At 69.6% G+C, this 13706-nt stretch carries 9 protein-coding genes; 4 read left to right on the top strand and 5 right to left on the bottom strand.

What is annotated here, in order from left to right:
- Positions 1-185 precede the first annotated feature (185 nt).
- From BUE43_RS32905 to BUE43_RS22835, 5 genes are all read right to left on the bottom strand, one after another.
- A complete protein-coding gene (locus tag BUE43_RS32905) occupies positions 186-1100 on the bottom strand; it encodes an RCC1 domain-containing protein (RefSeq protein ID WP_159447773.1) in 915 nt (304 codons plus the stop codon).
- Between the two features lie 23 nt (positions 1101-1123).
- A complete protein-coding gene (locus BUE43_RS34345) occupies positions 1124-1399 on the bottom strand; it encodes a hypothetical protein (protein ID WP_073486670.1) in 276 nt (91 codons plus the stop codon).
- Between the two features lie 249 nt (positions 1400-1648).
- Complete coding sequence (locus BUE43_RS22845; protein WP_073486668.1) at positions 1649-1915, bottom strand: hypothetical protein; 267 nt, start codon at positions 1913-1915, stop codon at positions 1649-1651.
- 170 nt (positions 1916-2085) lie between these two features.
- Positions 2086-2628 (bottom strand): hypothetical protein, encoded by a 543-nt coding sequence (locus BUE43_RS22840; RefSeq protein ID WP_073486666.1) that lies wholly within the window; start codon positions 2626-2628, stop codon positions 2086-2088.
- Positions 2629-2743: 115 nt separating this feature from the next.
- Positions 2744-3259 carry a hypothetical protein gene (locus BUE43_RS22835; protein ID WP_143174325.1) on the bottom strand — a complete coding sequence of 172 codons (516 nt, stop codon included), beginning with the start codon at positions 3257-3259 and terminating at the stop codon, positions 2744-2746.
- 153 nt (positions 3260-3412) lie between these two features.
- On the opposite strand from BUE43_RS22835, the gene BUE43_RS22830 reads away from it, so the two are divergent.
- From BUE43_RS22830 to BUE43_RS22815, 4 genes are all read left to right on the top strand, one after another.
- Positions 3413-4723 (top strand): McrB family protein, encoded by a 1311-nt coding sequence (locus BUE43_RS22830; protein WP_200797641.1) that lies wholly within the window; start codon positions 3413-3415, stop codon positions 4721-4723.
- Positions 4723-5883 carry an McrC family protein gene (locus tag BUE43_RS22825; RefSeq protein WP_073486872.1) on the top strand — a complete coding sequence of 387 codons (1161 nt, stop codon included), beginning with the start codon at positions 4723-4725 and terminating at the stop codon, positions 5881-5883. The genes BUE43_RS22830 and BUE43_RS22825 overlap by 1 nt, the downstream gene beginning before the upstream one ends.
- A gap of 606 nt (positions 5884-6489) precedes the next feature.
- The gene (locus BUE43_RS34340; RefSeq protein WP_073486660.1) at positions 6490-12087 is read left to right on the top strand and encodes an ATP-binding protein; all 5598 of its coding nucleotides are present in this window, start codon (positions 6490-6492) and stop codon (positions 12085-12087) included.
- Entirely contained in the window at positions 12084-13439 is a 1356-nt protein-coding gene (locus BUE43_RS22815) for a hypothetical protein (protein ID WP_143174324.1), read from the top strand. Before BUE43_RS34340 ends, BUE43_RS22815 begins: the two co-directional genes overlap by 4 nt.
- Positions 13440-13706 lie beyond the last annotated feature (267 nt).

Here is a 13706-nt window from a genome sequence, read left to right as displayed (position 1 = left end):
GAGCCGAGACGAAACAGGCGCCCAGCCTGTTCTCACCGGAGCGAAAAAGCGGGGCCCGGCCAGGAGAACTGGCCGGACCCCACTGTCGGACTGATCAAGCCGCGAAACGGATCTGGTTCTGGCGCGCGGCATCGGGCCGGTCCCGCCCATCGGCCGCGTGAACAAAGGGTTGTGGCGCTGGGCTTCTAGCGCCTGACCGCGAGGTTGTGCCCGCACCCGGCGGCGATGGCGAAGACGGACTTCAGGCCCGGCGGAGGAAGGTCCGCGCCGTCGGGCCGACCGCCCCAAGTGGCGAGGGTCCCGTCGGCTTTGATCGCCATGCTGTGCGGGCAGCCGGCCGCGATGGCCGTCGCACCGGTCAGCCCAGGCGGCGGAGTCGTGCCGCCGGCACTGTTGTCGCCCCAGCCGACGACGGTGCCGTCCCGTCTCAGCGCGAGGCTGTGTCCGAATCCAGCGGCGATGGCCGTCACTCCGGTCAGTCCTGCCGGTGGTTGGGCTTGGCCGGAGCTGTTGTCGCCCCAGCCGACGACGGTGCCGTCCTGTTTCAGCGCCAGGCTGTGGCTGGACCCGGCGGCGATGGCGATCACCCCGGTGAGTCCTGCCGGTGGTTGGGCTTGGCCGGAGCTGTTGTCACCCCAACCCACCACGGTGCCGTTCTGCTTCAGTGCGAGGCTGTGGTCACCCCGTGCGGCGACCGCTGTGACGCCGAACAGGGCCGGCGGCCGGCTGGCTTGGCCGCGATCGTTGTTGCCCCAGCTGACCACGGTTCCGTCGCTGCGCAACACCACACTGTGGTTCCAGCCGGCGGCGACCGCCGTGGCGTCGTGCAGGTTGGCTGGCGGTGTCGCCTTGCCGTAGTCGTTGCGGCCCCAACCCACGACGGTGCCGTCACTTTTCAGCGCCAGGGCGTAGGCCCAACCCGCCGACACCGCGGTGACTCCGCTCAGCCCCGGCGGGGGTGGCTGGTTAGCGATACCCCAGCTCACCACGGTGCCCTGCATCGGTGCCGCCAGCCCGGCACGTGCCGTGGACACTGTGCCGGACAACCCCATCAGTACGGCCATGACCACGATGTACGGCCGTGTCTTCCAGCGATTCATGCTCTTCGACCTGCTTCCCCGGATCAGGGAGTGGTGAACAACCACCAGGAGGTGGTTCCGTTCTGTGCGCAGAAGAACGATTTCCAGGAGCCGGCCTGCTGGCCCTGGTTGCCGGCGACCCAGCAGACCTCGAAGCTGGCGAACGGGCCGTACACCGCGGCCGGACGCACGTCCGTCGCCGCCCTCACCTGTGGCGACTGGGCCGAGGCGTCCGACACCGACGCGCTGGCCGCGGTCGCCAGGCCGACGAGGGAACCAACCACCAACGCCGCCACCGTCACCATCTTCTTCGTGACCATTTTCCGCCCTCTCCAGGAGCTCACGGTCATCCGACCTACGCCGTCGACTCTGCTCGAGCCACGCGCACACGAACATCCTGAAAACTCGGGGGTTGACGGCCAGCGGCCTGGGTGGACGCGTTCCTGGCGGCCGTCACCCGCTTTCAGCAGCGGGAACACTTGCGGTGGTCGGTGAAGTCCGGGTCGTGAACCCGAACGTCGATGGGAAAGACGAGGGAACGCTCGTCTACGGTCGTCGCTCGGGCGCCCTCAGAGTTGTGCCCTCAACGAACGAAGTTCGTTGACCTGCCTGGGAACGTCGAGATATTCGACAACCAGCCGGCGGTCGGCGAACGCCACCGACTCCCGGGCCGCGTCCCACGCGCTCCGCGCGATGATGTCGTTCTCCCGGTCGCCGTGCAGGCTTGCGTCTTGGAGAAGCAGGGCAATGCAGACCGCCGTGAGCGAGCACTGGTAGGAGATGGCGTCTCCGGGAAGCTCGTCGGATGTCTCCTCGTCGGAGACGAGGAGACGCACGAGATCACGCAGCTCCGGGCACCAATCCTCGTCGGGCTGAGCTGGAGCGCTCGCGCCAGGAAGCGCAGCGTGGCGCGCCCCGCCAGTCGTTGCCCGCCCAATCGTCCGGCCGGTGGTGCCCGTTCCTCGTTGCCGTGAACAGGTCGCGCAGTGACGGCACCTGAAGCCGATCACCACACACCGACCACGACCCCGATCAGTTCCAGCTCTCCTGACCTCACCGCGTCCCACTCGCTGGAGGACAGACCCAGATCTGGCGCGTTCTTGGAGCTACGGTCGTACTTGTAGAACCAAACCTCGATGTTGTTGTCGAGTTTCGCGGTAGCTGCAAGGCGCATGCCGTCGTCATCTGCCGCCGTCTGGGGCGCGCTGGACTGGAAGGAGGTGATGCCGGGCAGTGAGACCAGCTTGGTGGGATCACCCGTGACCGGGCCAACGTAGATCTTCCGGACCGCGGGTACGGGATCGGTGCGTACCCACCGCTCGGAGGTGTTGCGGTACCCGGTGACGACGAGCTGCTCGGCCAGTTGTCTGACTCTGCGCTCGTCGTCGACCGACTGCGACCCTCTCCAACCGCATCCGCACAGGGTGACCAGTGCCATGGCCAGGAGGACGAGTGCCCCCGGCTTCCGGGCAGCCTGCTCGGCAGAGGACGGGTTCACGGTGCTTTCGCTGCTTCGAGCGATAGACACAGCGCCACCACTGAAGATCATCCCATGAACCTTCGCGCGTATCCGAGAGATCCTGACATGTTCGTGTGCCTTCTCCCGCTGTCGGTTCCGTCGGGTCGCATCACCAGCTCCGAGTTTCCTCGTTCCAGTGTGGACGTCAGCACCAGCGGTGGCGGCGGCAGAACCGACTTTCTCCGTGCTTGCCGTGGGAGTGGTGGTCGTTGCCGTTGTTCGTGTCGGGGACGCTGGGGTGGTTGCCGATGTCGGGCGGATTCGGGTGGACCTCGATGGGCTTGGGGTCCGGCATGTCCTTGAGATGCACCTCCGCGTTCTTCGACGTGGTGCGGCCGAAGTAGAGGGTCTGCGTGTGGGAGGCCGCGATCAGAGCCTGTTCGGGCGCGGGGCGGGGTGGGACGGTCGTGGCCGAAGCGGTGCTCGTGGTCAGGGCCATCGCGGTGTCCGGAACGGTGGCCAGAGAAGTGCTGGAGGGTTTGGCGGTTGTGGCCGGTGGGGTGTCATCACCGCATGCGTGGCCGATGACGGCGAGCACGACGAGAACGCCGCCGATGCCAAGGATGCGCGATCGCTGCACGAGTGCTGCACTTTCCTGGTGCTGAACGCGCGACACCCGGCAGACCCGAAGAGACGCGCTGGTGGGGGTGGTGGCCAGCAAGATCGCCAGAGACCGCCGAAATGTTTCCCGGACCAGCAGCCGGTGTTCTGAGTCGATTCAGTTCCCCACCTGTCGAGTGAGCTCCACCGGAACGTGCATGCTCACGGCAGACCCCTGCGGCAACCCGTGCCACTCGTATACGATGATCGGTTCGTGCAGGCAACAGACGACACGGGCGTCGTGCTGGACGCGGCGTTCGAGATCGAGCCGGACGGGGACGGGCTCGCGTTGGTCATGAGGAGCGCGAGCGGCAGATCCAGCAGGTATCCGAACGGCCTCAATCCCCATTACAACCGCGCTCTCGAACTGCTGCTCGGCCGGCTCCGCGACCGCGGTGCCGTACTCGAAGACGGGATTGTCGACTCCAGCCGGGTGCAACACCTTCCCGAGGCAGAGCGCAGGATCCTGGAGGCGCCGGTCGTTCTCGCGGAGCTGTCGGACATCGAGCAGTTCCGCAGGAAGCTGAGCCGTGCGCAGGGACGGATCGGCAGGACCTCGGACGGCAACGCCACCAAGCAGATCCGGCTCAGGCTGCGGGTCCCGGGATACGGCGCCGACGACGCCGACCGACTGGCTGCGGATCTGTCGCAGCCCTCCGCCCAGCCCGCCAGCGGTGTGGAGCTGCCAGCCGCGAACCAGGAACTCGCCGACCGACTGCACTTCGACCTTCCCTGGTTGGAGAAAACGGTCGCGCTGTTGCAGCACCGCAAGCAGATCGTGCTGTACGGGCCGCCCGGCACCGGGAAAACCCACCTGGCGCGGGAGTTGGCACGGCACATCACCGACCCCGACGCGATCCGGTTGGTGCAGTTCCACCCCTCATACACCTACGAGGACTTCTTCGAGGGGATCCGACCACAGCTCAACGGAACAACCGCGACTTTCGAGCTGGTGCACGGTCCGCTCCGCCGGCTCGCGGATGATGCCAAGGCCGACAAGGGGCGGCCGTACGTGCTGATCATCGATGAGATCAACCGGGCCAACCTGCCGAAGGTCTTCGGGGAGCTGTACTTCCTTCTGGAGTACCGCGACGAGGCGATCGACCTCCAGTACTCGCCCGGCGACCGGTTCAGCCTGCCCGCCAACATCTTCGTCATCGGCACGATGAACACCGCCGACCGTTCGATCGCCCTGGTGGACTCGGCCATGCGGCGCCGGTTCGCCTTCGTCGAACTCCACCCGGACCACCCTCCCGTGCGCGATGTGCTGTCGCGGTGGGCCGAGGCGCACGGCAAGGACGACGGTCGCGAGGTCCTGCTCGCCAGGCTCAACCAGCTGATCGGCGCCGAACACGAGTTCAAGATCGGCCCCGCGTACCTGATGAAACCCGACGCGGACCACGGGCTGGACCTGGTGTGGCGGCACTCGATCCTGCCGCTGCTCGAAGAGCACTTCTACGAGAGCATGTCCCGGCAACGGGTGCACGAGACCTTCGGCCTCGACGCTGTCCGCAACCTGCCGTGATGGAACTGGAGGAGAACAGCCGTACCGGCAGGACCGTGTCGCTCACCCCCGCCCAGGTGGACTACCTGAGGCGGTGTGATCTGGTCGACGTCCGGCCCAACGGCACGGACTTCACACTGGTGCCCAAGGCCAAGCGGGTCGGTGCCGTGCACGCCTACGGGCTCGACGTCGTGGTGACGCCGAAGCTGACCATTCCGCGCCTGCTCTTCATGCTCGGGTACGCGAAGAACCCGGGTTTCCTCCCGGAGAACGTCGAGGGCGTGGAGGCCGACGGGCTGTGGGCGATCGTGGCGGAAACCCTGTGCCGCAACGTCGAACGAGCCCTGAACCGCGGTGTGCTCCGCGGCTACACCACCAGGGACGCGACGAGCACCACGATCCGCGGACGGGTCCGGGTCGGCGACCAGGTCACCAGACGACCCGGCCGCCTGATTCCCGTGGAGATCACGCACGACGAGTTCACCTCGGACATCCCCGAGAACCGCCTCCTGCGAGCCGCAGTCAGCCGGATGCTCAGGGTCCCCCGTGTCGACGGGACTGTCCGAACCCGCCTGCAGCACCTGCTCAACCGGCTGACCGACATCTCACCACTGGCGCAGGGAGCCCCACTGCCACGGTGGCGGCCGAACCGGCTCAACGTCGGCTACCAACCCGCGCTGCGGATCGCCGAACTCGTGCTGAACACGCTCTCGTTCGAGGTCGGAAGGAACGGCCTCTCGATCGCCTCCTTCGTCGTCAACATGGAGAAGGTGTTCGAGGACTTCGTCACCGTCGCGCTGACCGAGGCGTGGAGCTCCAGCCCGGGCCGGACCGAAGGTCAGTTCCCGGCCGCACTCGACGCCAGCGGTGCGATCACGATGAACGTCGATGTCGTGCACCTGGTGGACAACGCGCCCCGGTTCATCGTGGACGCGAAGTACAAGCTCGAGAGCAAGTCGGGGCGGTATCCGATCACCGATCTCTACCAGGTGCTCGCCTACTGCACGGCACTCGGAGTCGACCGTGCCTGGCTCGTCTACTCAGGTAGGGCCGCCAACGCCACAACACACCGCATCCGCAACTCACCCGTCACGATCACCACGTACGCACTGGACCTGAGCGCGCCGCCGCAGGACCTGATCGCTCAAATCGAGCGACTGGCACGTTCTGCCTGGACCTGAGCCGGGACAGGTCAACGCCGAGGTTCTCCACGCCGCGCTCAGTGAGCTCGCGGAGCCACGGCTCCCGGCCGCCCCGGAGCTGCGCGGACTCCTCGGTGTCCGCGTCGCGCTCCTCGTCAGCTCCAGCCTTGATCACCCTGGCGGCTTCGACCTCGTCGTCGGCGCGTTGATGCGCACTCACAACCGAGGGACGCCGTCCGGCTGCCACGTCTGCGAGGTCGGTCGTCTTCGTCAGCTCATCGGCCAACCGGATGAATGACTCCGCCACGCTGACCTTCGGAGTGCTTCCTCGTGGTTCTTGTGGGCCTGCCGTGCCGGGTTCTTGTGGTTGTCCCAGGTCGTGGCGAGGCTTCGGCGGTGTTGCCCAATCACTCGGACCCTGTCCGTCGAGCGGGCTGCATGTGCCGCGAGTTCCCTCCTGCTGATCTCCCGCCGTCGTGGTCGATCGCCGAGTAGACAGCTGCATGCCTCGACGCCGTCCGCTCGTGCTCGATGAGGGTGGCGGGGCGTGGCGTTGGGCCGGTGGGGTGATGGTGGTTGGGCTGGTTGGACGAGGTGTTGATCAACTGTTTGCCAGGGTGGTGTGGCCTGGCACACTGCGGGGCCGTGTCTGAGTTCGTGCCACAGCTCCGTCGATGGTTCGAGACGTTGGACGACCGGAACCTCACCGTCGTCCTCCAGGCGAACGAGGCGCTGCGGCTCGCGGCGAACCTGCCGGCCGGGACGAGAAAACGCAGTCGGCCGGCGCTGAAGCGCGAGTTGCGGGCGGTGCGGGTGTGGGCCGCCAGGGCGTCGACCGCGGAACTGGCCCACATGGCCACGACGGTCCTGCAGACAGCCCGGCACCACCTCAAGTGTCACCTGGGATTCGACCCGGAGATCGTCGATGCCCCCACCGCCGAGCAGATGGGCGACATGCTGGTCGCGCTGGGTCGGCCGATCGGACAGCTCGTGTTGTTCGGCCTGGTGCTCGGGGACGTCCCGGTCAGCCCGTTGGCGAGGGCGCACCAGGCCGAACTCGAGGATCGGTTGGCCCGTGCCCCGGACGGCATGGGCGTTGAGCGGCGATGGCACGAGCACGCCGACGATGCTGGGAAGCACGATGTGGTGAGCGAGGAAGGGCGGCTCGACGGTCCGTCGCAGGGCGACGAGCATGTCGGCGGGGAGCAGACACCCCTCGCGGCCCTGGAGGCCGATCTCGCGGTGCTGCGCGAGGACGCGCGGGCCCTGGCCTCCGAGGTCCGGGCGATGGCCGAGCGAGTCGCGGAGGGGCATGTTCCCGACGAGCACACGATTCGCCGGCTGACGGAGTACCGCGAGGCTCACGTCGCCTTCGTCGCCAGGTGCGCCAACCAACTCGACGGCCTGGAAGGGGAGGCGTCTCTCGACGTCCTGGCGGCGAAAATCGGTCAGGCGCGCGAGCTTCGGGAGCGGGAGCGGCGTCAGCGGACGCAGCGGGTCGACGAACTGCGGCTGAAGATTCCGCAGATGCGACAGATGATCGCGGGAGAACAGGACGCCGCCACTAGAGATCTCCTGACGCAGGCGCTCGCGCGCTACGTCGACGAGTGGAAGGAGCACGTCGACGACGAACCGCCGCCAGGGGACGAGGAACCCGCCGCGCCTCCGGAGACGGAGAGGTCGTCGACTGACAGCGGCGACGACGAGCGTCACGAGTCGCCGCCGGACCACGACATCGCCGTAATCTCCGAGCATGAGGAAGACATTCCTGTCAGCAGCACGGTTTCTGAGGAGATGGCCGCACCGGTGGTGCGGGCGGGCAACTTTGATGACGTGATCGCCACGCCGCCGGTGGAACCGGTGGTGCGGGCGGATGATTCGCCCGGTGCCGAGCCGCCGGAGGACCTGACGGTGGCGTTTCCCTGGGAGGAGGGCGATCCACCCGCCGCGGCGCAGCTCGTGCGTGAGGGACGGTTCGCCGAGGCGTACTGGGTGACCGCGGCTTCCGGTGAGCCGAGTCGCCGCACCGAGGCCCTGCGGTTGGCCGCCGTCGCGTACCACGCCCAGAACGGCGCGGACGCCAGCGCTGTCCAGACCGCGCTCAAGCTCGACGCCCAGAGCCTGGAGGCCGACCACGACGCGACCGTGCTCGCGGTGACCGCGGTGCTGCGGGCAGGGCTGGTCGCGGGATGGGGGCACCCGATCCTCGGTCAGCTCTGGCCGGGACCGACCCTGCCTCCCGCGTGGGAGGCGTTGCTGGAGGCCGCGGTCGGCGCTGTTCGGCGCGGCTACCGGGTCGATCCGAGCGCGGCCGGGCCCGGACGCGGGTCCAATGTGGACGACGTGACGAGCGAGCTGAGGTCGCGCGCGCTGCGGCTCGCCGTGGAGCTGCCCAAGCGGACGACCAGTTACCAGCGGGGAACCAGGGTCCTGCAACACCTCTCGTGGGAGGATCAGCCGCTCGGGCACGCCCTGCGGGTCGTCGCGGGATGGGCGGCGGGGACGGTGAGCCACCAGGAACTCGCCGCCGTGGCACGGGAGTTGGGCGAGTCCGGCGCGGTGGACGACCTGATCGAGCGGGCCGACGAGGCGACGCGGACCCCGAAGCAGGCCAAGGTCCCGATCGTGGCCGGCGCGCGCCGCGCGTTACGGCGCTCCATCGAGGAGGTCGTCGCGCTCGTCGCCGAGGCGGAGGTGGTCGGCCGTGGTCTTGCCGCGACGGAACCCGGCGCCGACGCGGCGGGCGCCGCGCTGGTCCGGGTCGCCGTCGAGCTGGAGGGCGCGCCGGAACCGTCGGGAATGGCGGGCGCCGCGCTGGCGTTGTTCCGGCGCTGGCTGCTCGGCCCCGGCAGGATCGCGGCGCCCTCGCCGGCCGAGGGGCGGTCGCCCGAGGCGCCGGACCTGATGAGCCCGACCGAGGACGTGCTCCTGATCCTGCCCGATCTGCCCCGAGCGGCCGACGGCCGCCCCGACCTGTCGGACCCGCGCACTCCCGGCGTGCTCGCGCGGCTGCTGGACCCCGCGGACGAGCCCGCGGCCCTGACGGCCTACTGCGATCGCGGTGATCTGCGAAGCGCCCGTCGTCTGCTCGACGTGGTTCAGGCGCAGGGCGCGGATTCGGGGGAGTCGGACCTGCTCGACCGCATGCGGGAGACCCTCGCCGGCGCGCACGAGCGCTGGGAGCGACGACACCGGCGCGCCCTGACCGCTGCCCACGAGTTGCTCGCGCGGGTCCGAACGCAGAACCGGTTACCCGACGCCGAGGCGGTGGTCGCGATCGGACGCCTGGAGTCGTTGGCGACAGTGCCCGACGGCGCGTACGACGTCGCCGCCCGCGAACTCGACGAGCTGACCGCGGATCTCCGCGCGCGGCAGGAGAACTACGCCACGCGTCTGCGCGAGGAGTTGGGGCGGCTCAGCACCGAACGCAAGAACCGCGACCGCATCGGCGCGCTCCTCGACGCCGGTGACACGGTGACCGCCGACGAGTTCCTGGCGTTCCTGCGCGAGGGCACGGAACTGCCGGAGGCGGACCCGGTCGTGGGGGAGGACCTGGCCGGGTTCGTCGCCGTCCTGCGCAAGGGCGCCGAGCGGGCGGCAAGCCATCCGGACACCGCCCGCGCCTGGGCCGACTTCACCGTGCGGGAACGGAAACTGACCGCGTTGACGCAGCTCGCCGAGGCGGGCGTGTCGGCGTGGGACGCCCTTGCCGACTCCTGCGCCCGAGCCCCACACCGGACCTCGGCGCTGGTGCGCACGGTCCTCGGCCTGCTCGGCATGGAGGACTGCCACGTCCGGGAGAGCACCCGGAACCGGCGGGGAGTCCGGCAGTTCCGATCCACTGTGGACAGAATAAGCGAACAGTCCTATGTGGCCGCACTCGGTTCCGCGGCGCGGGGCGAGTACACGGTTTTTCTCGTGACCGACGAGCTTCGCGGGCGCGGGGTGCTCGACGTGCTCGGCGACGTGGGCCACGGCGGGGCCACCCTCGTGCTCTACCTGCACGCGATGGACCTCGCCGCACGGCGGTCCCTGGCCACCGAGTCCCGAAGTGGCCACGCGCAGGCGCTCGTGGTGGACCCGGCCGTGATCGGCTGGGTCGCGGCGAACGCCCCCGGTTCCTGGCGGGCGACGCAGCGCGTCACCCTGCCCTGGACCGGACTCAACCCCTACACGCCGTTCGTCGCCGGGCTGGTGCCGCCGGAGGTGTTCGTCGGACGTGCACGGGAGATCGAACAGGTCGCCGGAGAACATGGCGGCCTGTTCGTCTACGGTGGACGCCAGCTCGGCAAGTCCACGCTGTTGCGCCGGGTCCAGGCGAACTTCGACAACGGAGTGACCCAGCACGCGGTGTACCTGGACCTGAAGGCCGCGGGGATCGGTGACCAGGACCCCGCCTCGGTCATCTGGCGGGTGCTCACAGCCGAGCTGAAGTCCCGTGGCGTGCTCGGCCCCAGGACCCCGGACGAGGCGGACGCCGCGCTGGTGGTGACCCAGGTCAGGGCCTGGCTCACGGCGAACCCCGCCAGGAGGGTGCTGCTCCTGGCCGACGAGGCCGACGCGTTCCTCAACGCCGACTCCGGTGCGGTTCCCGGCCCGGGAGGTGTCTCCCACTTCCCCAACGTGTTGCGGTTGAAGGAGTTGATGGAGTCCACCGGGCGTCGGTTCAAGGTGGTCTTCGCGGGGCTGCACCAGGTGCAGCGGTTCGGGCACCTGTCCAACGTGCCGTTGGCCCACGGCGGCCCCGACATCCTGGTCGGTCCGCTCCGACCGGCTGACGCCCAGCAGCTCGTGGTGAGGCCGATGGCCGCGTTGGGGTACCGGTTCGAGCGACCGGAACTCGTCTGGCGCCTGCTCGCCGCCACGAACTACCAACCCGGACTGATCCAGATCTTCTGCAACGAGCTGGTGACGGCCCTGCACCGCCGCTCCCACGGACCGGCCGGTCCACCGGTGGTCGTGACGGAGGCGGATGTCGAGGCCATCGCGGCGAGCGACCGCGTGCGCGCCCGGATCGCCGAGCGGCTCCGCTTCACGATCAACCTGGAGGACCGCTACCGGGTGCTGACCCTGGTGATCGTGTTGCGGGGGCTGGCCGACGCGTTCCGCGAGGCCTACGCCCCTGAGGAGCTGCTGGAGGCGGCCAGGGAGGCGTGGCCGGCTGGCTTCGAGCAGCTCACGGTCTCCCAGGTGCGGATCTACCTGGAGGAGATGGTCGGCCTCGGTCTGCTCACCCTGACCAGCCAGAGCCGCTACGCGGTGCGCGGCCCCAACGTGGTCAACATGCTCGGCACCCGGGCGGATCTGGAGCGGGAACTCGCCGAGACCGACTTCGACCTGCCCTACGAGTACAACCCGAGGTTCGCCCGACGTCTGCTCGACCAGCAGGGCGGGCGGGAGCGGCGAAGTCCGCTCACCGAGGGGGAGCTGGCCCAGCTCCTCGCCGTCGGCGAGAAGAACGCGGGAGTCTCGGTGGTGGCAGCCACCCACGCCCTGGGCATCGACCGTGTCTCCCAGGCCGTCCGCGTGTACGCGAAGCTGCGGGAGATCGAGGTGCGGACGGCGACCGCCACCGACGTGGAGAAGGCCGTGGCCAGCGCGAGGAAGAGCGAGGGGCCCGCGGTCGTGGTGGCGGACCTGCGCGGTGTCGCTGACAGCGATGTCGCGCAGGTCGTGACGCGACTGTCCACTCCGGTCGCCGAACTCCGGTTGCGTGCCGCCGTCGTGTTGGTCGACCCGGACAGCGCGTCCTCCGTGGCCGGATACGCGGGCACGGAACCGGTTCTGCCCACGCGGTGGAGCGAGGACAGCATCCGTGGTTGGCCGGAGTGCCCGTTCAACACACCCGCCCAACGTCGTGAGCTGATCGAGGCGACCGGCGGCTGGCCGGACCTGGTGGAGAACGTGATCCAGCAGGTGATCAGCCGCGGAGCGACCATGCCCCAGGCCCTGGCCGCGATCCGGCGCATCGCGGACCAGCCCGCCCTCGCGGCGGACCACCTGGACAAGGTGGGGTTGGGGCCCGAGCTGCGACGACGGCTCGACGGGTGGGTCGACTACTTCGAGCCAGGAGAGGTGGTGCCACCGGCCGACGTCGCGGCGGCGTTGGAGGTGGAGCGGCCCCAGGTCAAGGAGCTGATCGACGCGCTGGACGTGCGCGGCCTGCTCGACCAGCGGGAGGACGGGCTGGCGCTGGACCGGGTCGTCCACCGCTGCCTGCGCACCCTGCGGCAGGCGGAATGACCCACCTCCCCTGGCGGATGGGCGCGCTGCCCGGCGTGACGGCCCATCTCGCCCGCGTCAACGCGGACCTCGTCGCGGGCTTCAGCTGCGTCTGGTGGTTGCCGGACCACCTCACCCGGCAGTCCGAAGTGGACGATCTCCTGGCCGAGGTCCTGGTTGGTCAGGACTGCGTCGTGGTTCCCGGCGTGGAGGACGACGCGTGGCGTGCGGCGCCGTCGGTGTCGCCGCGCCCGGTGCTCGTGACCTCCGCCGACGACGGGGAAACCCCGGAGTGGGCACGCAACGAGCTGGACCTGAGCGAGCTGTTCGCCGACATCGATCCCACACCGGTCACCTCCTTCCCTCGGGCGTTCGCACCGGACGTGGTGTCGTTGCCGGAACGAATCGCCGAAGCGGTGGGTGACATGTCGGATCTGGGGGACGACCCGGTCGCCACGCTCACGTCATGGCCGGCCCTGCGCGGAAAGCTGGTTGTGGTGCGCGCGTGGAGAGAGCCTGACCGGGACACGCTGCGAGGCGTGCTGGTCCGGTTACCAGCAGCGGGAAAGGAGCACGGTCTCGCGTCGGCGGAGCGTCCTCGTCTGCTGGTCGTCGCACGCGTCGACGACCTGCCGGACGTGCGGGGGCGCATCGACCCGATGACGACCCGGGAGCACTGGTGGTGGGGAGTCCTGGGACGGCTCGACACCGCGGTCGTCGTCGCCTCGGTTCGCCCGCGTGCGGTCGGTTCGGGCGCGGCGGAGCTGCGAGAACTGGTGGCGCGGGAGGTCATCGCGGAGGTCGCCGGCCCGGACCTCGGTCTCGCCGAGCACCTCGCGATGACGTGGAACGGCCGGATGGCCGGGTTGCCGGACGCCGTACGCGGCTTTCCCTGCAAGCAGATCACCGTGCGGGCCGATCCGGGGCGCGGTCGGGACCGGCCCCCCAACGAGACGCGCTCCGCGTGGAACGAGGGCGCGGCCGACCTGTGGGAGCGGCAGATCCGGGTGAGCCCGGCCGCGGTGCCCGACCCACCGGTGCAGACCCTGGCCTGGCGGGGGCAGCACCGGGCGCTGATGCCCGTGATCGACGAGGAACGGGCCGCCCTGGAACGGATCTTCCGGGCGAGGGCGAGCATGGCCGTGCTCGCCGAAGTCGTCCAACAGCGTGGCCGCGAGGTGCCGGAGAGCACCCTCGTGCGGGCAACCCTCGAACTGGGGCCGATGTGCTGGGCGGCGGAGACGAGCCGCGTTCGTCTGTCCACTTCGGACAGACAGCGGTTGTTCCGGCTGCGGGACGCGCGCAACGCCCTGGCCCACCTGCGCCCGCTCGACGACGACGAACTCGACCACCTCGCCTCGGTGGTCGGATGAGGGGCCAGGGTCAGGCTGTGGGGGAAGCCAGTTCTCGGTGCGGCGATTGGCTGGCCGAGCCCTGCCGCGTCGAACTCGTCGAGGTGGCCGCCCCGGACGACGCCGAGTCGTTGCAGCGCCTGCGAGATCGGGCTGCCGGCCGCTGGCGACGGTTCTCCCAGGGCCACGTGCAGGGGACCGAGGATCACCGCCCCGTTCTTCCGCACCTGCGCGGTTTGTGTTCCTGTCCCACCGAAGTAGTCGGCCTCGACGTAGGCCACGGGGCCG

This window comes from Streptoalloteichus hindustanus (genome assembly GCF_900129375.1).
In the GTDB taxonomy this organism is placed as follows: Bacteria; Actinomycetota; Actinomycetes; order Mycobacteriales; family Pseudonocardiaceae; genus Streptoalloteichus; species Streptoalloteichus hindustanus.
Note: the sequence above shows the minus strand (reverse complement) of the source record. Positions and strands in the feature narration are given on the sequence as shown.

Bases quoted from the DNA above. Each gene is read 5' to 3' on its own strand.
- BUE43_RS32905 (WP_159447773.1), bottom strand. From the start codon at position 1,100: ATGAATCGCTGGAAGACACGGCCGTACATCGTGGTCATGGCCGTACTG.
- BUE43_RS34345 (WP_073486670.1), bottom strand. From the start codon at position 1,399: ATGGTCACGAAGAAGATGGTGACGGTGGCGGCGTTGGTGGTTGGTTCC.
- BUE43_RS22840 (WP_073486666.1), bottom strand. From the start codon at position 2,628: ATGATCTTCAGTGGTGGCGCTGTGTCTATCGCTCGAAGCAGCGAAAGC.
- BUE43_RS22825 (WP_073486872.1), top strand. From the start codon at position 4,723: ATGGAACTGGAGGAGAACAGCCGTACCGGCAGGACCGTGTCGCTCACC.
- BUE43_RS22815 (WP_143174324.1), top strand. From the start codon at position 12,084: ATGACCCACCTCCCCTGGCGGATGGGCGCGCTGCCCGGCGTGACGGCC.